The sequence below is a fragment of the Pseudarthrobacter sp. efr-133-R2A-89 genome, assembly GCF_030209315.1.
Lineage (GTDB): Bacteria > Actinomycetota > Actinomycetes > Actinomycetales > Micrococcaceae > Arthrobacter.
In genome coordinates, this window is the sequence record NZ_JARVSE010000001.1 from 465368 (window position 1) to 483350 (window position 17983).

General features: G+C 63.8%; 18 protein-coding genes and 1 pseudogene. 6 read left to right on the forward strand and 13 right to left on the reverse strand.

The genetic code is table 11. The features are described from left to right. Nucleotides 1–26: 26 nt before the first annotated feature. The 3 genes from QRM95_RS02150 to QRM95_RS02160 form a co-directional block, all read right to left on the reverse strand. A complete protein-coding gene (locus QRM95_RS02150) occupies nt 27–1319 on the reverse strand; it encodes an ABC transporter permease (RefSeq protein ID WP_350223871.1) in 1293 nt (430 codons plus the stop codon). Next, nucleotides 1267–2193 carry an ABC transporter ATP-binding protein gene (locus QRM95_RS02155; protein WP_502934924.1) on the reverse strand — a complete coding sequence of 309 codons (927 nt, stop codon included), beginning with the start codon at nt 2191–2193 and terminating at the stop codon, nt 1267–1269. The genes QRM95_RS02150 and QRM95_RS02155 overlap by 53 nt, the downstream gene beginning before the upstream one ends. 108 nt (nt 2194–2301) lie before the next feature. Beyond that, nucleotides 2302–2700 (reverse strand): DUF4259 domain-containing protein, encoded by a 399-nt coding sequence (locus tag QRM95_RS02160; protein ID WP_285246241.1) that lies wholly within the window; start codon nt 2698–2700, stop codon nt 2302–2304. 140 nt (nt 2701–2840) lie between these two features. Between QRM95_RS02160 and QRM95_RS02165 the strand changes: the two genes are divergently transcribed. The 4 genes from QRM95_RS02165 (at nt 2841) to QRM95_RS02180 (ending at nt 4885) form a co-directional block, all read left to right on the forward strand. Continuing rightward, nucleotides 2841–3542, forward strand: coding sequence for an alpha/beta fold hydrolase (locus QRM95_RS02165; RefSeq protein WP_285246242.1), 702 nt, complete (start codon nt 2841–2843; stop codon nt 3540–3542). Between the two features lie 203 nt (nt 3543–3745). Beyond that, nucleotides 3746–3910 (forward strand): hypothetical protein, encoded by a 165-nt coding sequence (locus QRM95_RS02170; protein WP_285246243.1) that lies wholly within the window; start codon nt 3746–3748, stop codon nt 3908–3910. A gap of 175 nt (nt 3911–4085) precedes the next feature. Further along, nucleotides 4086–4727 (forward strand): hypothetical protein, encoded by a 642-nt coding sequence (locus QRM95_RS02175; RefSeq protein ID WP_285246244.1) that lies wholly within the window; start codon nt 4086–4088, stop codon nt 4725–4727. Beyond that, nucleotides 4727–4885 carry a hypothetical protein gene (locus tag QRM95_RS02180; protein WP_285246245.1) on the forward strand — a complete coding sequence of 53 codons (159 nt, stop codon included), beginning with the start codon at nt 4727–4729 and terminating at the stop codon, nt 4883–4885. Before QRM95_RS02175 ends, QRM95_RS02180 begins: the two co-directional genes overlap by 1 nt. 968 nt (nt 4886–5853) lie before the next feature. Here the strand turns inward: QRM95_RS02180 and nrdF are convergent. The 8 genes from nrdF to QRM95_RS02220 form a co-directional block, all read right to left on the reverse strand. Further along, the gene (nrdF, locus tag QRM95_RS02185) at nt 5854–6828 is read right to left on the reverse strand and encodes a class 1b ribonucleoside-diphosphate reductase subunit beta (RefSeq protein ID WP_018761532.1); all 975 of its coding nucleotides are present in this window, start codon (nt 6826–6828) and stop codon (nt 5854–5856) included. A gap of 109 nt (nt 6829–6937) precedes the next feature. Beyond that, nucleotides 6938–9058, reverse strand: coding sequence for a class 1b ribonucleoside-diphosphate reductase subunit alpha (nrdE, locus tag QRM95_RS02190; RefSeq protein ID WP_285246337.1), 2121 nt, complete (start codon nt 9056–9058; stop codon nt 6938–6940). Between the two features lie 20 nt (nt 9059–9078). Beyond that, complete coding sequence (nrdI, locus tag QRM95_RS02195) at nt 9079–9549, reverse strand: class Ib ribonucleoside-diphosphate reductase assembly flavoprotein NrdI (protein ID WP_285246338.1); 471 nt, start codon at nt 9547–9549, stop codon at nt 9079–9081. 84 nt (nt 9550–9633) lie between these two features. Beyond that, nucleotides 9634–9879: a glutaredoxin-like protein NrdH gene (gene nrdH / locus QRM95_RS02200; RefSeq protein WP_013601222.1), complete on the reverse strand. Its 246-nt coding sequence runs from the start codon at nt 9877–9879 to the stop codon at nt 9634–9636. Nucleotides 9880–10256: 377 nt separating this feature from the next. After that, on the reverse strand, nt 10257–11495 hold the full coding sequence (locus tag QRM95_RS02205) for an SAM-dependent methyltransferase (RefSeq protein ID WP_285246246.1): 1239 nt from the start codon (nt 11493–11495) through the stop codon (nt 10257–10259). Next, on the reverse strand, nt 11495–12868 hold the full coding sequence (locus tag QRM95_RS02210) for a class I SAM-dependent methyltransferase (RefSeq protein ID WP_285246247.1): 1374 nt from the start codon (nt 12866–12868) through the stop codon (nt 11495–11497). Before QRM95_RS02210 ends, QRM95_RS02205 begins: the two co-directional genes overlap by 1 nt. After that, on the reverse strand, nt 12865–13596 hold the full coding sequence (locus tag QRM95_RS02215) for a DUF1365 domain-containing protein (protein ID WP_285246248.1): 732 nt from the start codon (nt 13594–13596) through the stop codon (nt 12865–12867). Before QRM95_RS02215 ends, QRM95_RS02210 begins: the two co-directional genes overlap by 4 nt. Next, nucleotides 13593–14990, reverse strand: a complete 1398-nt coding sequence (locus tag QRM95_RS02220; protein ID WP_285246249.1) for an NAD(P)/FAD-dependent oxidoreductase — start codon at nt 14988–14990, stop codon at nt 13593–13595. Before QRM95_RS02220 ends, QRM95_RS02215 begins: the two co-directional genes overlap by 4 nt. Before the next feature lie 96 nt (nt 14991–15086). Here QRM95_RS02220 and QRM95_RS02225 point away from each other — a divergent pair, with 96 nt between their 5' ends. Both QRM95_RS02225 and QRM95_RS02230 read left to right on the forward strand, forming a co-directional pair. Continuing rightward, a complete protein-coding gene (locus QRM95_RS02225; RefSeq protein ID WP_285246250.1) occupies nt 15087–16004 on the forward strand; it encodes a LysR family transcriptional regulator in 918 nt (305 codons plus the stop codon). Between the two features lie 45 nt (nt 16005–16049). Beyond that, nucleotides 16050–16556 (forward strand): DUF2004 domain-containing protein, encoded by a 507-nt coding sequence (locus QRM95_RS02230; RefSeq protein WP_018761541.1) that lies wholly within the window; start codon nt 16050–16052, stop codon nt 16554–16556. 28 nt (nt 16557–16584) lie between these two features. Here QRM95_RS02230 and QRM95_RS02235 read toward each other — a convergent pair. Then, nucleotides 16585–16713, reverse strand: a pseudogene (locus tag QRM95_RS02235) (hypothetical protein); the annotation flags it as partial. Between the two features lie 71 nt (nt 16714–16784). Further along, nucleotides 16785–17738, reverse strand: a complete 954-nt coding sequence (locus tag QRM95_RS02240) for a methylenetetrahydrofolate reductase (RefSeq protein WP_285246251.1) — start codon at nt 17736–17738, stop codon at nt 16785–16787. Between the last annotated feature and the right edge of the window lie 245 nt (nt 17739–17983).

Consider the following 17983-nt stretch of genomic DNA (forward strand, 5'->3'; position numbering starts at 1 on the left):
CACCTTTACCCCGGCCTGCATTTCGGTCATTTGGCGGCCAGTTCGTTGCGGCGGAAGGTTCCGGCGATGGAGAGTTTGCGGCCGTATTCAATGGATCCGTACCTGAACAGGTGGACGGCCAGCCGAAGGATAAGGGTCCCGACGACGAAGAGTTCGACGACGACGATGGTCGCTTCAACAGGGTTGAGGGTTCCGAACCCGTTGCGCAGCAAGGCGGTAACCGGGGCGGTCAGCGGGAAGTAGGTGAAGATCTGGACGATCAGTGCGCCCGGGTTGGAGATGATCAGGCTGAATGTGTAGAAGGGGATGAACATCATCGCCACAAGGGGGCCGAAAACGGTTCCGGCTTCCTTGGCGGTTGGCATGATCGCCCCGATGGCTACGAGGACGCCGGTGAAGACCGTGAATCCGCCCAGGGTGAGCAGTGCCCCGGTGATCATGGGGCCAGGTTCGAAGACCAAGGAGGACAGGTCAACCTCCGGCAAGGCCAGCCGGTCCCGGAAGAACAGGTAAGCCAGTCCCACCGGCGCCAGGAATACCAGGATCTGGACCAACCCAACGGCGAACAGCGAGATGATCTTGCCGGTAATCAGTGTGGTTGGGTTCAGGGTGGTCAGGATCATCTCGGTGACCCGGTTTTCTTTCTCCTCCAGGGTGGAGTTCAGCATCTGGTTAGACAGAAGGATCATCGAAATGTAGAAGATGACCAGGAACAACAAAGGCGGGATGATTCCGCCGACGCCTGGCGCGACACCGCCGTCCTTGAACGTTTGCGAATCAAACTTGACGTCGCCGGTCAGGGCAGCGGTCAGCTCGGGTGAGCCCACTTGGTTCTGGGCTGAGACCGCCAGAAGCTCTTTGGCCACTGCCTGGTATTTGTCGTTCTCGAACATGCCCTTGTCAGTCCCGTAAACCTTCACGGATTCCTTCGCAGGGTCGGCCGGGTAGGCGAAGTAGGCCTCCGAGGTGCCGTCTTTCACAGCTGCGATGGCAGCCGCCGGGTCGCCGGCTACCGTCCCGCCGGCGAGTTTGGCAGCAGCGGGCACGATGATCCCGGACGCGTCGGTGTAGGTGAACGCGAACCTTGCGCTCTTCTGGGCGGCCGCGGTGTCCTTGGTGCTGGCGTTGGACGCGTACACGAGGGCGAAGATGAGCACGAGGATGATTGGAAGCGCCAGGGTTGCGATCACGAAGCCGCGCTTCTTGATGGTCCGGAAGAACTCGAAGGAGATGACGGTGCCGAGGTTGTGCTGTCCCATTGCCATCTCAGCCTTCCGCCAGTTCATGCTGTTCGCCGTAAACCTGGATGAAGATTTCATCCAGGGAAATCCTTGCCGGGGTAAAGGACCGGACCCCGGCGCCGGCGTCCACGAGCGCGCGGAGGACGGATTCCTCCGTTGCCCCGGGCCGCGGCGAGAGTTCAGCCCGGCCATTCTCCTCCGATACGACGTCGAACAGCGCCGACGCAGGCAGCGAACCGTCGTGGGTGACCCGGTAGACGGTGCCGCCGAATTCTTCCTGTACCTCTTCCACAGTCCCGTAGGCGCGGGAGACGCCGTCCTTGAGCAGGATGACGCGGTCGCACAGCCGTTCGACTTCCTCCATCTGGTGGGTGACCATGATGACGGTCGCCCCGGCCCGCTTGTGCTCTTCGATGATGTCCATCAACAGCCGCCTGTTGACCGGATCGAAACCCTTGGTGGGCTCGTCAAGGATCAGCAGCCCCGGGTTGTTCATGATGGTTACCCCGAGCTGGACCTTCTGCTGCTGGCCGCTGGAGAGTTTGTCGAGCCGCGTCTTGGCCTTGCCCGCCAGCCCGACCCGTTCCAGGTAGTCCTCGGACCAGGACCGGGCCGTGGACTTTGACAATCCTTTGAGGCGGCCGAAGTAGACCATCACGTCCAGGACGTGTTCCTTCTTATACAGGCCGCGCTCCTCCGGCAGGTAGCCGAGGCTGGCTCCGTCCTTGGGCTCGAAGACCTTCCCGCCGATGTGCAACGTCCCTGCCGTGGGCCGGTAAATACCCAGGAGCGCCCGCAGCGTGGTGGTCTTCCCGGAACCGTTGCTGCCAAGGAACCCGAAGGTCTCTCCGGCGTGGACATCAAAGGACAGGTCCCGGATGACCGTGGTGTCCCCGAAGTCCATCCGGAAGTCTTGAATGTGTACCAGCGGCTCCTGCGCCGTTTCCCCCATTGTCATAATCCCAGCGTATCGGTTGGCGATCCCGGCGTACCGGGGCTCCTCCCCCACGCTTTCTCTTCACGACCTCTCTTCACGACGGCCAGCCGGCCCCAGCCGCTGCTAGCTCAGGGCTGCGCGGAGCCGTTCCACCAAATCGTCGAGAGATTCGCGCCATTCCGGCTCGTCGGCGTCGTCCCACAATTCGGCGAGTTCGGACTGCTCCCCCGCCACGCGCTGAACTGCCTCCAGGGCCATCTCTACATCATCGGCCGTGATCTCTGCCCCATGGGCCGCGACCCATTCAGCGACGTTCTCGGGCAGCTCCCCCAGCGGATTGCCTTGGCTGGCTGATGCCACTTCCGCCGCGGCGATCGCTACAGCGCCCTCGGGCGCCTCCACATACCGGTCGCCGGCCTTGGCCAGTGCCGACCGGACGACGTCCGCTCCGCCGGATTCGAGGTCTTCCAACCAGTCCAGCGCGTTGTCGTTTTCGAACGGCAGGTACCCCCATGCGCCCATCCATCGCCCCTCTCGGTTCTTTTGTGTGCTGGCACCAATATGGCAGACGATCCCACGGAGAGAGACTAACGGCACACAGCGATGATTTACGCCACGGTGCACGTCTTGACCGCTGGTCCCAGCGGAAGTATGTTCCCCCCATGGCCGGCTATCTGCCGCGAGGCGTTGTTCTTGTACACGGCATGTGGGGGGTTCCGGAGGACTGGACATGGGTCCAGCGTGCACTCCACAGGCAGGCGGGCTTGCAGGTGGCAACTCCCGACCTCCCCTCCCACCGCTCGGCGGAAGCAGGGCTGCTGGATGACGCTGAGGAGGTCCGTGAGGCCATTGCCGAAAGCCCGGAACCCACTGTTGTCGTGGGATGGTCCTACGGCACGGACGTCGTGGGAATTGCCGCGCACGGGATGCCAAATGTGCGCCGCCTGGTGTATGTTTCCTCGCCCCCGCTGCAGGTCCATCCTGAAGTGCGGGATGTCGGCTGGCTGGACACGATGGAGCACCTGCTCCGGGACGCACACGGCCGGTTCGCCCTGGACGGCGACTGGTGGCTCAAGGAAGATGAGGCCGGCCTCCGGCTTCCGGAGGAGGTGCGCCTGTTCTTGAAGGCGCACCGGCGCAGGTTCGCCACACCCCGGACCCGCAGCGATCCAGTGCCGGCCGCTGCCTGGGCAGAGATCCCTACGACGGTCCTCCTCGGCGTCAGGGACAATCTGACCGGGGCGGAGGCGCGGGCATGGGTACGTCAGGCCGTGGACGATGTCCGGGACATCGACACTGACCATTTCATGCTGTTCAATCGCCCGGATATTGTGGCGGCCGTCATTCTCGAGCAGCTGCCATGAGCCTTCGGAACGGCGCACGCTAAAAGGACGCCATGCCTTGACCACCTAACTATCAGCATGCTTATGATAGGACTCAACGGATGGGGATCCGGGTTGTGGAGTATCGAAAGGGTGCGCTCAGCGAACGGGGCGCACCCTTTTCGTGTTCTCATGGTCCGGAGTTGCGTCCCGCGACGCCGACCTTGGAGTTCTACTCTGTCACCATGCACCCCTTAATGGCGGTCGGCCTGGTGATCCTGGCCGGGCTGGCGTGGACAGGCACGGTTGTGACCTTGCTGGTTGCCTTCGCGAAGGTACGAAGCGCGAAGGCGTTACGCGCCCAGGACGTGGAGTCGCGAAAATCTGATGTGGCTACGGCACGGACGTAGTGGCCCCTTCGTACCCAAGCGCTGCCGCCGACCGTCAAGACGCGAGGTCCTCGCGGTGGATCCTGCAGGACCGGCCGGTAGACTGGGCGGGGTAAGGACGGATTGGGGGATCCGCGGCGGGCTCACAACCTGCCGTTCCGCTGGTCGGTCAACGCCAGCACCCCAAGGAACCGCTTTGACCTTCTTCCAGGACCTGCCCGCACCCGAACTGCCTCGCCGGGGCCGTACCATCCGTTACGTGCCGCCCGTATGGGCGGGCGCCCCGCGGCATGAGCTGCCCGCAGTGGTAGCGGTTGGCCGTTTCCTTCATCTGTCGCCGACGTTCGTCATGGCCGTTGAAGCCGTCAAGGTCTATTCCACGGGCTGCCTTATTGATCTGTCGTGGAAGTTGCGTCGGCATGCAGAGAACGATGAGGAATGGGCTGAGCTGAACGCGGCGTTCTTCAGCCAGCCGCACGCCCGGTGGGCCAAGGCCAACATGCCGCTCGCGGCCCTTCTCTGCGGAGTGGAGTTTGCCGACGGTTCCAAAGCCTCCACCGGGGCGATGCTGAACAGACCCCACCCTGCACCCGACGCTCCCCAGCCGGAGCCGCCGGTCATACTCTTCCAGGGCCAAGGTGGCAGCGGCGGGGACGACGAGATGGCGGCCAGCGGAACCCTCTGGCTGTGGCCCTTGCCGCCGGCCGGCACCATGCGCCTGGTCACCCAATGGACCGACATGGGCATGCCCGAAACCTCCATCGACCTCGACGGAACCCAACTCCGCGAGGCCGTGGCCGGCGCCCGGCAGTACTGGCCGGAAGGAGACGGGGAGTAATGGCACTCGACAGCTTGGTCCTGACCGTCGTCTTCGCAGCGGTGTTCTTCTACGTCCTCTACGGCGTCATCCGCGCCGCCGTCCGTGACGGCATCCTCCAAGCCGATGAACGGCGACAGAAAGCCCGTCAAACGGCCGACGGCGGAAGCGGCACGTAAGCGCCTCGCGGGGACCGTGACAGCCGGCTTCGATACGCGCGCCCTTGAGTTGGCAGGCTTGCGCAAGATCCACGACAATGTCCTCGTTGGGTCGATCACAGGCTAGTAGAGCAACACCAGCGCCAGGCCGCCCAATCCCAGAACGCAGCAGAAGAATATGCCGGCCATCTCCAGCCCGCGGACCTGCTCGGCAGGAGGACCACACCGATGGCAACCCCCAGCCAAGCAATCCCTGCGCCAACTATCCGGTAGACACCGTCGTCCCGAGCCGAACCCTTTGCATACAGCGAGGCGTGGTTCTGAGCAACCTTCCCCAGCCATTGCGCCGATCCGCGGACGTCAGCAAAAAGGCAAGTGCCCAACAGCACAGCGGCGCCCGCCGCCACACCCCCCGCATACACAACGTAGGGCCGCCCCATCTGGCCAAGCAGGACCATGGCCGCGACGGAGAGAAAGAGCAGCCCGCCAGATAACATCAACGGCCACGGCATCCCAGGTTTCGGTTTCATCAGATCCCCCAAGTTCGCACAGCGAGTCGTCATCCTGCCATGAGCATAGGGGCCAGCCCCCGACCAAGAGAGGTTCTCAACTTGCCCTGATAATCATCTTTTCGGGAATCGTTCCGGGTGCTTGGGATCCCTCCCCCGCTCCCGCCAATACTCGTCGCGCTGCCATAGGGAGAACCGGATCACGGCGGTGCCGTAAACGACGACGAACACGGCCTCGACCGGCAGCATTGCAAATCGCCAAGAATCGGGAATGTTCGGGATTAGGTTCCACACCGCGAAGACGAGCATGAATGGCAGCGACCAATAGGTGATTCGGGCAATCCTGCGACGCGCCTCATCCTTGGAAGCAAGGGGCTTACCGCCTGAGGATCCTTAAAACGAAATGATCCCGCACGCCTCAGCGTGCGGGGTCATTCTGGTTGTCCAGGAAGCTGGTCAGCCTTTTGGAAAAACAGAGACCTAGAAGTCCCAGTCCTCGTCCTCGGTATTGACGGCCTTACCGATCACGTAGCTTGAACCTGACCCGGAAAAGAAGTCGTGGTTCTCGTCCGCATTCGGGGACAGGGCCGACAGGATGGCCGGGTTCACGTCGGTGACGGAGGCCGGGAACATCGCCTCGTAGCCCAGGTTCATCAGGGCCTTGTTGGCGTTGTAGTGCAGGAACTTCTTGACGTCCTCGGCCAGGCCCACGCCGTCGTACAGGTCGTGCGTGTACTGGACCTCGTTCTCGTACAGCTCGAAGAGCAGCTCGAAGGTGTAGTCCTTGATCTCCTGGCGCTTCTCCTCGGAAACCTTCTCCAGGCCCTTTTGGAACTTGTAGCCGATGTAGTAACCGTGCACGGCTTCGTCGCGGATGATCAGGCGGATCAGGTCGGCCGTGTTGGTCAGCTTGGCGCGTGAGGACCAGTACATGGGGAGGTAGAAGCCCGAGTAGAACAGGAAGCTCTCCAGCAGGGTGGAAGCCACCTTGCGCTTCAGGGGGTCGTCGCCCTGGTAGTAGTCCATGACGATCTGGGCCTTCTTCTGAAGGTTCTCGTTCTCGGTGGACCAGCGGAATGCCTCGTCGATCTCCTTGGTGGAGGCCAGCGTGGAGAAGATGGAGGAGTAGCTCTTTGCGTGCACCGACTCCATAAAGGCGATGTTCGTGTACACGGCCTCCTCGTGCGGGGTCAGCGCGTCCGGGATCAGGGAGACCGCACCAACGGTGCCCTGGATGGTGTCCAGCAGGGTCAGGCCGGTGAACACGCGCATGGTGAGCTGCTGCTCGGCCGGCGTCAGCGTGTTCCAAGACTGGACGTCGTTGGACAGCGGCACCTTCTCCGGCAGCCAGAAGTTGTTCACCAGGCGGTTCCAGACGTCCACGTCCTTGTCGTCCTGGATGCGGTTCCAGTTGATGGCCTCGACGTGGCTCAGCAGCTTGACCTTTTCGGTCATGTCATCCCCTATGCGTTGGGTGGGTTTTCTCTAAGTTAAAGCGTACGACGGCGGGCGGGCACCCGCCGTCGTACTCAACCTTTGGTCTCGACTGGCTCGACCGCCGGGGCTACAGCATGCAGCTGACGCAGCCCTCCACCTCGGTCCCTTCCAGCGCGAGCTGGCGGAGACGGATGTAGTAGATGGTCTTGATGCCCTTCTTCCAGGCGTAGATCTGGGCCTTGTTGATGTCGCGCGTGGTGGCGGTGTCCTTGAAGAACAGCGTCAGCGACAAGCCCTGGTCCACGTGCTGCGTAGCCGCGGCGTAGGTGTCGATGACCTTCTCGTAGCCGATCTCGTACGCATCCTGGTAGTACTCCAGGTTGTCGTTGGTCAGGTACGGCGCCGGGTAGTACACGCGGCCCAGCTTGCCTTCCTTGCGGATCTCGATCTTGGACGCCACCGGGTGGATCGAGGAGGTGGAGTTGTTGATGTAGGAGATCGAGCCGGTGGGCGGCACGGCCTGCAGGTTCTGGTTGTAGATGCCGTGCTCCATGACGGAAGCCTTCAGCTCGCGCCAGTCAGCCTGCGTGGGGATGTGCACGTTCTTGAAGAGCTCGCGGACCTTCTCGGTCTGCGGAACCCATTCCTGCTCCGTGTACTTATCGAAGAACTCCCCCGAGGCGTACTTGGACTTCTCGAAGCCGCCGAACGTCTGGCCGGTTTCGATGGCCAGCAGGTTGGAGGCGCGCACCGCGTGGTACACCACCGAGTAGAAGTAGATGTTGGTGAAGTCCAGGCCCTCTTCGGAGCCGTAGTGGACCCGTTCCCGCGCCAAGTAGCCGTGCAGGTTCATCTGGCCCAGGCCGATGGCGTGGCTCTGGTCGTTGCCCTTGGCGATGGACGGCACCGAGGTGATGTTGGACATGTCGGAGACGGCGGACAGCGAGCGGATGGCGGTCTCGATGGTGAGGCCGAAGTCCGGCGAGTCCATGGTCTTGGCGATGTTCAGCGAGCCCAGGTTGCAGGAGATGTCCTTGCCGGTGTCGGCGTAGGACAGGTCATCGTTGTACGTGGTGGGCTGGGAGACCTGGAGGATCTCCGAGCACAGGTTGGACATGATGATCTTGCCGTCGATCGGGTTGGCCCGGTTCACGGTGTCTTCGAACATGATGTACGGGTAGCCGGACTCGAACTGGATCTCGGCGAGGGTCTGGAAGAACTCGCGCGCCTTGATCTTGGTCTTCTTGATCCGGGAATCGTCCACCATCTCGTAGTACTTTTCGGTGACCGAGACGTCGGAGAACGGCATGCCGTAGACGCGTTCGACGTCGTACGGCGAGAACAGGTACATGTCCTCGTCCTTCTTGGCCAGCTCGAACGTAATGTCCGGGATCACGACACCCAGGGACAGGGTCTTGATGCGGATCTTCTCGTCCGCGTTCTCGCGCTTGGTGTCCAGGAAGCGGTAGATGTCCGGGTGGTGGGCGTGCAGGTACACGGCACCGGCGCCCTGGCGGGCACCGAGCTGGTTGGCGTAGGAGAAGCTGTCTTCGAGGAGCTTCATCACGGGGATGACGCCGGAGGACTGGTTCTCGATCTGCTTGATGGGCGCGCCCACCTCGCGGATGTTGGTCAGGGCGAAGGCCACGCCGCCGCCGCGCTTGGACAGCTGCAGCGCGGAGTTGATGCTGCGGCCGATCGACTCCATGTTGTCTTCGATGCGGAGCAGGAAGCAGGAGACCAGCTCGCCGCGCTGCTTCTTTCCGGCGTTCAGGAAAGTGGGGGTGGCCGGCTGGAAGCGGCCCTCGATGATCTCGTCCACCATCTGCAGGGCGAGCTGCTCGTTGCCGCGGGCCAGGTGCAGGGCAACCATGCACACGCGGTCCTCGTAGCGTTCCAGGAAACGCTTGCCGTCAAAGGTCTTCAGCGTGTACGAGGTGTAGAACTTAAAGGCACCGAGGAAGGTTTCGAAGCGGAACTTCTTCTTGTAGGCACGGTTGAACAGTTCACGGATGAAGTTCATCGTGTACTGGTCCAGCGTTTCGCGCTCGTAGTACTGGTTCTTCACCAGGTAGTCGAGCTTCTCCTCGAGGTCGTGGAAGAACACGGTGTTGTTGTTCACGTGCTGCAGGAAGTACTGGTGGGCGGCCTCGCGGTCCGCCTCAAACTGGATTTCGCCGCTGGGACCGTAGAGGTTCAGCATGGCGTTCAGCTCGTGGTAGCCCAGGCCCTTGTAGGCAGCCGGCATCTCGGGCTTCCCGGCCCTGGTTACTTCTGTGTCTGCGACAGTCGTGTCCAAAACGTGTCCAATCCTTGGTTGACCCGGGTGACGTCTTCCGGCGTTCCCATAAGTTCGAATCGATAAAGGTGGGGTACTTTGCACTTGGCGGCGATGATGTCACCGGCCATGCAGTAGTTGTCCCCGAAGTTCGTGTTGCCGGCGCCAATCACGCCGCGGAGCAGTTGCCTGTTCTGCGGGTTGTTGAGGAACCGGATGACCTGCTTGGGAACGGACCCCTCTCCCCCGGTGCCACCGTAAGTAGGCACCACCAGCACGAACGGCCGGGTGGCGAGGAGGGGTGAGTCCTTCGCGTAGAGCGGGATCCGGGCCACCTCACGGCCTAGCTTCCTGACGAAGCGGCTGGTGTTCTCGGATGCAGAGGAAAAGTAGATGAGCTGGCTGCCGGTGCTGACCGGCTCCGCATCAGCCTGTGCACCGGCCAATGCGGACGCCTCCATGCGCTGAGCCGCATGGTCACGCTGTGCTGTGGGTGCCACCATGGACGTCACCTCAGCTTGTTGCTGTCGGGAAAAGCGGAAACCTTAGGCCACGGAGGAAACGGCGGACAGCGCCAGTTCCTCGATCTTGTCCGGGCGGAAGCCTGACCAGTGATCCTGGTCGGTGACCACAACGGGAGCCTGCATGTAGCCCAGTGCCTTCAAGCGCTCCAGCGCCTCGGCGTCCTGGGAGATGTCGACGCTCTGGTAGGTGATGCCCTTTTTGTCGAGCGCACGGTAGGTGGCGTTGCACTGAACACACGCAGGCTTCGTGTAAACCGTTACGGTCATTGTCGCTGTCCCCTTAGTTGAAATCTCTTGCTGGTGCGGTGTCCCCGTCCAAGCCGTATGTAGATACTACATGTAGTGCAGGCGCCTCTTTTGGACCCCAAGATGATGTATTACAAGTATGTCATTTAATGCACCGTTAATCCACAGGCAGGGGCCAATAAAATGGCCGGGATCCCGGGATTTTTGCGAGTCCCGTCCACACCCTGTGGACTACTTAGCCACAATTAACGGCCAGCGTGTCGCGAAAACGACGGCGTGTCGCGGCGTTGTCCACAGGGCTTCCGGGCACGGAAAAGGGGTCCCGAAGTGACCTTCGGAACCCCTTGGGGTGACCAATCGCACCCGCCGCCTGGTGCAGGTGCCCGCGGCGGGAGCCGCTACAGCGGAACGGGCCTGCTGCAGAGGATCTGCTCAACGCCCATCCGGCCTTCGGCAAAACTGCGGAGTGCCCCCACCAGGTACAGCCGCCAGACGCGGACCACTTCCGGGCCCATCATTTCCTCGGCCCGGTCCAGGTTTTGCTCAAACGTCGCGTACCAGGCTTCAAGGGTGCGGACGTAGTGCCTGCGCATGCCTTCGACCCCCTCCACCTCGAACCCTGCGCCCTCGAGGAAGTTCAATGTCTCCCCCACCGGGCGCATGTGCATGTCCGGCGCGATGAATGATTCGATGAACGGACCGCCGCCGGGGTGGCGGCCGCGCCGGGACATCTGCTGGACCAGCACTTTCCCGCCCGGCGCCAGGTTGTCGAACAAGGCCTGGGCGTAGACGGGATAGTTCCTCTGCCCCACATGCTCGCCCATTTCCAGGGAGGCGACGGCGTCGAATGGCCCGTCCGGGATCTCGCGGTAGTCCTGTACCCGGATCTCCACCTGGTCCGCCAGGCCGTACTCTTTGATCCGCGCGTCGATGAATGCTTTCTGCTCCACGGAGAGGGTGACACCCACCACCTTGGCTCCGTACTGCCGCGCGGCATGCAGGCTGAGGGAACCCCACCCGCAGCCAACGTCCAGCAGGCGCATGCCCGGTTCCAGCCCGATCTTGCGGCACACCAGGTCCAACTTGTCGCGCTGGGCATCCTCGACGCCGTAGCCGGGGCCGGGAGCTTCCGTCCAGTAACCGCTGGAGTAGGCCATCTGCGGGTCCAGGATCAGGCCGTAGAAATCGTTGCTGAGATCATAGTGGTGGCTGATCGCGGCCCGGTCACGGATCAGGCTGTGCAGCCGTCCCCGGACCTTGGCCTGCGTTGCCGGTGGCGCCGGCGGTGTCCCCAGGGCCCCGGCCGAGCGGGCGATCCTGCCGATCCCGGCGATGACTCCGGGCGTAAGGCGGATGCCGGACAACCGGCGTTGCCGGACCACTTCCCACAGCTGCTGCAGCGCGGAATTGAGGTCACCGTCAATGTCCAGTTCGCCCGTGACGTAGGCCTGTGCGGCGCCAAGTTCACCTGGGCTCCACAGCAACCGCCGGATGGCATCCGGGCTGTTGAGCCGGACTACCGGAGCTTCCGCCGGCCCCGCTTCCGATCCATCCCAGGCCTTCAGGCGGACGGGCAGCTCCCCGCCCACCACGGGCCGCAGTACCTCCGCGATCGTTTCGGCAAGTGCAGTGGCCATCAGCGGCCTCCGTTGACGGCAGCGTTCTTCCTCCGGTCCAGCACAATTTGCTGGACGTTCAGGTAGCCCGAGGCAAACCCGGCCCTTGAATAGCAAAGGTAGAAGAGCCACATCCGCTGGAAGACGGCGTCAAAGCCCAGTTCAGCCACCTCTTCCTTCCGCGCCATGAAGCGCTCCTCCCAAAGCCGCAGCGTCTCTGCGTAGTGTTCGCCGAAGGCAAGGCGTTCACGGACCTGCAGTCCGGTCCGCTTCTCCGTGACTTCCTCGATGGCGCGCACCGACGGGATCACGCCGCCCGGGAAGATGTATTTGTGCACCCAGGTGTATCCGGTCCGGGTGGCAAGAAGCCGGTCATGCGCGATGGTGATGGCCTGGATGGCCACCTTGCCGCCGGGGGCAAGGACCCGCTCGATGGTTTGGAAGTACGTGGCCCAGTATTCGTAACCAACGGCCTCGATCATCTCGACCGACACGACGGCGTCGTATTCGCCCTCCACGGCACGGTAGTCCTTCAGCTCAATGGTTACCTGGTCCGCGTAGCCTGCCTCCGCCACCCGTTTCCGGGCCAGCGCCTGCTGCTCACTGGACAGCGTAACCGAGTAGACGGTGGCGCCGCGCGCGGCTGCACGCAGCGCCAGTTCGCCCCACCCGGTGCCGATCTCAAGCACCCTGGATCCGGGTCCGACGTCGGCCTTGTCCAGCAGCCGGTCGATCTTCGCCTGTTGGGCGGCGGCGAAGCCCTCCCACGGCATGTCCTTCACGGCACCTCCGGACGCCGGGAAGAGCGCGCTGGAGTAGGACATGGTCTCGTCAAGGAACGTGGCGAACAGTTCGTTGGAGAGGTCGTAGTGGCGGGAGATATTGGAGCGGGTGTTCTTCAGGGAGTTGCGTTCGGTCCGCGGCTGGCGCGGCAGGAAGATGGACCGCAGTTTCTGCAGCGGAACCGGTATCAGGGTGCCGGCCCGCTCCGCGAAGACCTCCAGCACTGCTGTCAGGTTGTCTGCATCCCAGTCGCCGGCCATGTAGGACTCGCCCAGGCCGATCAAGCCCCCGTCGCCCAGCCGCAGGGCAAAGTGCTCCGGCCGGTGGATGGTCATGACGCGTGCACCCGAGCCGGCCGGGGCCGAGCCCAGCACTTGGCCATCGGGGTAGCGCACCTCGAGCGGTAGGCGCCGCACGGCTGCCTTGAAGATCCCGTCCGCAATCCGCGCTGCACCGGTCGCCTTGAAACCGGAAGGCACGGCGGCAATTCCCGGCCAGATGCCCGCATCGATGGACGCGGGTGGCCGCGGCACGGTGTACGGTGCGGCGGAACCGTTATGGTCCGCCGGCCGCTCAGCCGACGCGGTGCCGTTATCGTCCGTCATTGTCATTGAACTGCCTCCTGTGGGGGGTGATGTGGTCTGGCGACGACGGGCAGGCGTCTTGCCCAGAGCTTAACGCCCTGAAGCCGGATAAGTGCGGATACCAGCATCGGCGCGGCAGGCACTGCAACGGCTGCCGCGAGGATGTTCCGGATGGTGGCCGGTTTACGCCTGCCGTCCATGGTTGCCACGAAGGGTCGGTGCCCATCGCGTTCCAGGACGATTGACACCGCAAGCCGCTCGCCGGGGGCGGGCAACTTCATCCGGTATTCGCCGTCAACGTCGTTAAAGGGTGAAACGTAGAAAGCCTTCGGCACTGACGCGCGCCCCGAGGGGTCCGTCCGGAGCAGGTAGCAGTGCCGTTCGCCATAGGTGTTGTGGACCTCGGCCACCACGCACCGGAGCTCTCCGTTGGTGCCGTAGCACCAGAAAAGCGTCAGCGGGTTGAAGACATAGCCAAAAACCCTGGCACTGGTCAGCATGTGGATGGGGCCGCCGTCGGGCTCGATTCCCTGGGTCCGCAGGTAACGCTCCACGTTGGCCCTGAAGCTGGCCCCGGGATCGCCCAAGTGGTCTCCCGCACGGAATTCTGCCAGCGGCCGGAGCAGGGGTGGCAGGCGGGGAAGGTCATCCACGTCCACGAACCAGCTGTAGCTGCGGTAGGTGAAGGCGTTCTTCAGCGGGGTCTGCCGCACATGCGAGATGGCGGTCCGGTAGATGGCGGCACCCATGGTCACGCCGGTTCCGCCGCAAGCAGTTCCCGCTCCCCCTCGCCGGAGGAGTCTCCGCCGTCAGCGGCCCGGGCCACCGGCCAGGTGCGGCCGAGCTTCTCCGCGGCGCGGACCCCGGAGAGGGCGCCGTCTTCGTGGAAGCCCCAGCCAAGGTATGCCCCGGCGTAGGCGATCCTGTCGTTGCTGAGCGCCTTGATGGCCTGCTGGGCCTGCAGGGATTCGGGCGTGTACTGCGGGTGCTCGTAGACCATCCTGTCCAGGACGGCGACGTCGGCAATCAGCTCGGACTCGCCAAGACTGACCAGGTACGGCCGGCCGTCGGCGGGTTCAAGCCGCTGCAGCCGGGTCAGGTCGTAGCTGACCAGGACTTTGTCCGGGCGGGCGTCGCAGCCGGGGAGCCGGTAGTTCCATGAAGCCCTGGCGTTCTCCGCCGCGGGCAATACTGCGGGGTCCCGGTGGAAGACAGTGTGGTTGACCGAGTACGGCATGCCGCCGAGCGCTTCCTTCTCCTCGGGCGTGGCGTCGGCCAGGAACCCCAGTGCCTGTGCCGGGTGGGTGGCAATGACGACGGCGTCGAAGGCTTCCAGCCCACCGGCTGTATCCAGTTCCACACCGTCAGGGGTCCGCCGGAGGGCGGTGACCGGGGTTTCCAGCCGGACGTCGGGAAGGGTCGCGGCCAGCTTTTCGACGTACCGGGCGGAGCCGCCAGTGACGGTGCGCCACTGCGGTGAGCCTTTGATGCCCAGCATCCCGTGGTGGCCCAGGAACGTGAAGAGGTACCGCGCGGGGTAGGACAGTGCGGTGGTGGGGTCGCAGGACCACACGGCGCTGACCACCGGGGTCATGAAGTGCGAGATGAAGTAGGGGCTGAATTTTTCCCGCTCCAGGAAGGCGCCGAGCGTCAGTTCGGGAACATCCACCCCGCCGCTGACGGCCGACGGCGGCGCGGTCCTGAGCAGTTCGCGCGCCTTCCGGTAGAAGCGGGTGACCTCCAGGAGCATCAGCAGGTAGCGGCCGCGCAGCAGGCTTGATGGTTTGGCGATGATGCCGCGGGCGCCGTCCCGGGCGCCGGCATATTCGAGTCCGCAGCCGTCACAGCGGATGGACATGCTCATCTCCGAGTCCTGGGTTTCCACGCCCAGTTCGGCGAACAGGCGAAGCAGCGTGGGATAGGTCCGTTCATTGTGAACAATGAAACCAGTATCGACGCCGATGGCGCTGCCGTCCGGCTGCGGCATGTCGTGGGTGTGGGCATGGCCGCCCAGCCGTGAATCTGCCTCGAACAGGGTGACGTTGTCCTGCCGGTTCAGCACGTAGGCGGCAGTAAGTCCGGCCACGCCGCTGCCGATGACGGCGACGCGCCGCCGCCCGCCTGCATCTACTGCTGGATTAGGTGACAATTCGTGCTCCTCTGTTGGACATCTGCCGCCGGACCGGGTGTACAGAGGGCAATTCGGTACCGTGGCGGCGGCGGATGGGTGCAGTACTGTGGGCTGGTGGTAAACCCCGTGCACTTGAAGACCTTATTGGAGGTCACGCGGCTGGGCTCATTCGCCGCGGCGGCCGCGACACTTGGTTATACTGCCTCCGCTGTTTCGCAGCAGATGTCCGCGCTGGAGCGCGACACCGGCGTCACGCTCTTCCAGCGCTCGGCGCGGGCCGTGGTTCCTACGGAAGCCGCCGTCGTCATGACCCGCCATGCCGCGAAAGTGCTCACGGACATCGAAGCACTGATGGCGGCCGCGTCCAGGGCACAAGACACGGGAAGCCAGGAACTGCGGCTGGGGATCTTCCCCAGCCTCGCCACCTATGTCCTGCCGCGGATCCTGAAAAACCCGGCCTGGAAGAAGCTGGGCATCGACCTGCGGGTGTCCGTGGCTGAACCGGGCCAAACCATCCAGGGGCTGCGGACCGGAGGCGACCTCGACCTGGCGGTGGTGTTCCAGGTGGGCCAGACCGGCTTCGCCTGGCCCAACACGATCAACCGGCAATGGATTGGCGACGACGATTTCCGCGTGGTGCTGCCTGCCGGCTGGGGATTCCGCGCCGACGCGAAGGTGGCAGCGGACCATCTCTCCGAAATGCCATGGATCATGCACCACCCCGGCACCAGTGATGCCATGGTGATCGAGCGGCTCTTCGCCGGCTGCAACCTGCACCCGCGCGTGGTGGCGCACAGCGACGACTTCCACGCAAGCCTGGAAATGGCGGCCGCCGGGCTGGGCGCTGCCCTTGTCCCGGAGCTCGCGCTTCGGAACAAACCCGCGGGCGTGGTGGTGCTGGACGTCCCCGAGATCCGGCTGGCACGCAACGTGTTCGCGCTTCTGCTCAATGACCGGAAAACGGCACGGGTTCAGCTGTTCGTTGACCTGCTGGCTGAAACCCTCGCCGGCATGCGCACCGCAGTGAATTAGCCCCGAACGCTGGAATGGTCTGGCCTTCGGGTCTATGTTGAGAATATGAACAAGGTAGCGAGCCAGCACTTTGGAGAGATCGACCTGAACCACGGTATGGACCATCTCTTTGCCGCCCGGCATGAGCTGCGCGGCCACCCGCTGGAACTCGACCTGAACATCAATGCCCACGACCACTTCGATGAAGCCGCGCTCCGTAAGGTCGAATACCGGCTGCGTTTCCTGCCCGAACTGGTGGACGAGGTCCGCGAGATGATTGCCGAGGAACTTGAGCAGGAAGGCACCAGCCCGCAGGAATACCTGCACTTCCACTGCAACGCCCTCAAGGAAGAACATCTGCACAAGGTGTTCGGTGTCCAGGACCGCAGCCAGCTGACCAATGAGGTTTTCCTCAAGGCACTGAAGCTCGGCCATGTGGGTATCTACCCCGGCCAGCCCGAACGCTACTTTGTCCTGGACTTCACCCTCGGCGAGCACTTCACCGATGAGGTCCTGGTGGCCTGCGCTGACCAGGACGGCGTAGTCGACGACGAGATCGTCTGGGAGTCCTGAGGCTGCCCGGTTAAAATACGACGCCGGCCATGGCGGCGGCGTCAATTTTGCCTGCCCAGTAGGCTTCAACGGCCTTCTTGAGTTCGCGGCGGCGGCCGATGCGCGGGTAGCGGAGCAGCGATGCGGACGGGAACGGGGTGTTTTTGGGCGCGGTCAGTTCAGGCGTGGAGTTCTCCCAGGAAGTGTGGAGCGTACGGGGGTGGTGTGGGGGTTCGGCCGGGAAAGTGCTCAGCTGGCGAGCTGGGGCCGGGCGGCGGAGTCCCGGCGGGTGTGGCGCGGCAGGGCCAGTTTGTCCAGCACCTCCAGTGCGCTTTGGTGCTCGTTGAAGGTGTAGAGGTGGATACCGGGGGCTCCGGCATCCAGGGCAGCATTGGCCAGGTCCACCGTGACGTCGACGCCGATGTGCAGGCGTTCGAGGTCGCTGTCGGCGGCGGCCAGGCGTTCCATCAATGCGGGTGCCGGTTCGACGCCGGCCAGTTCACCTAGCCGGGTGAGCCGGCGCAGGCTGGTGAGCGGCATGACGCCGGGGATGATCGGGATGGTGACTCCGGCGCGGCGTGCCCTGGTGAGGAGGTTCGCGTACTGCTCGGTCTCGAAGAACACCTGGGTGATGGCGAAGTCGGCGCCGGAACGCTGCTTGGCCAGCAGCACCTCGACGTCGTGTTCCTCGCTGGGCGATTCCGGGTGCCGGGAGGGATATGCGGCCACGCCGACGGCGATCTTTCCGGCGCAGAGCAGGGTTGAACGCCGCTGCTCCACCCGCCTGATCAGCTCGATCAGGTCCTGAGCGTACCGCAGCGCACCGTCGGAAGGCCGGACGCCGTCCTTGGGCAGGTCGCCGCGCAGCGCGAGGATGCCCCGCACTCCGATGTCCAGCAGTTCGCCGATGATTCCGGCCAGCTCCTGCGGCGTGTTCCCAACGCAGGTCAGGTGGGCCAGCGGCCGGAGGGTGGTCTCGAGCAGGAGCCGGTTGATGAGTTCGACGGCGGTATCGCGGTTGGATCCGCTGGCACCGTACGTCACGGAGACGTAGTCGGGTGCCGTGGTTTCTAGTTCACGGATGGTGGTCCAGAGCGTCTCGGCAGCGGCCGGGGAGCGCGGCGGGAACAGCTCATAGGAGAGCGCCACCGGGGCGGTGTCGGAGAGGTTTGGGTGTGCTTCAATGCGGCTTGGTGGTGACATTTGCGTCCTTGGCTTTGGGCCATTGGGGTTGCCTGCCGGTGAATGTGCAGGAAAACCGCCAATGAATTGAGTTTGGGGAACACGGAGGAACTCCATGGAGGACGCAGCCGCGACTGTTACGCCTGGAATGAAGTAGTCCGTGAGCAAATGTCAGGCCCACATGGGGGCACCCACACCCTCCGGAACGGAGGATCGCTGACACGTTACCGCGGTAACTTGTCTATGACTCTATGAGGGCTCGGAGG

Bases quoted from the DNA above. Each gene is read 5' to 3' on its own strand.
- nrdI (WP_285246338.1), bottom strand. From the start codon at position 9,549: ATGGAGGCGTCCGCATTGGCCGGTGCACAGGCTGATGCGGAGCCGGTC.
- QRM95_RS02160 (WP_285246241.1), bottom strand. From the start codon at position 2,700: ATGGGCGCATGGGGGTACCTGCCGTTCGAAAACGACAACGCGCTGGAC.
- QRM95_RS02205 (WP_285246246.1), bottom strand. From the start codon at position 11,495: ATGGCCACTGCACTTGCCGAAACGATCGCGGAGGTACTGCGGCCCGTG.
- QRM95_RS02180 (WP_285246245.1), top strand. From the start codon at position 4,727: ATGGCACTCGACAGCTTGGTCCTGACCGTCGTCTTCGCAGCGGTGTTC.
- QRM95_RS02150 (WP_350223871.1), bottom strand. From the start codon at position 1,319: ATGAAATCTTCATCCAGGTTTACGGCGAACAGCATGAACTGGCGGAAG.
- QRM95_RS02210 (WP_285246247.1), bottom strand. From the start codon at position 12,868: ATGACAATGACGGACGATAACGGCACCGCGTCGGCTGAGCGGCCGGCG.
- QRM95_RS02230 (WP_018761541.1), top strand. From the start codon at position 16,050: ATGAACAAGGTAGCGAGCCAGCACTTTGGAGAGATCGACCTGAACCAC.
- nrdH (WP_013601222.1), bottom strand. From the start codon at position 9,879: ATGACCGTAACGGTTTACACGAAGCCTGCGTGTGTTCAGTGCAACGCC.
- QRM95_RS02165 (WP_285246242.1), top strand. From the start codon at position 2,841: ATGGCCGGCTATCTGCCGCGAGGCGTTGTTCTTGTACACGGCATGTGG.
- QRM95_RS02170 (WP_285246243.1), top strand. From the start codon at position 3,746: ATGCACCCCTTAATGGCGGTCGGCCTGGTGATCCTGGCCGGGCTGGCG.
- QRM95_RS02155 (WP_502934924.1), bottom strand. From the start codon at position 2,193: ATGGGGGAAACGGCGCAGGAGCCGCTGGTACACATTCAAGACTTCCGG.
- nrdE (WP_285246337.1), bottom strand. From the start codon at position 9,058: ATGCCGGCTGCCTACAAGGGCCTGGGCTACCACGAGCTGAACGCCATG.
- nrdF (WP_018761532.1), bottom strand. From the start codon at position 6,828: ATGACCGAAAAGGTCAAGCTGCTGAGCCACGTCGAGGCCATCAACTGG.
- QRM95_RS02240 (WP_285246251.1), bottom strand. From the start codon at position 17,738: ATGTCACCACCAAGCCGCATTGAAGCACACCCAAACCTCTCCGACACC.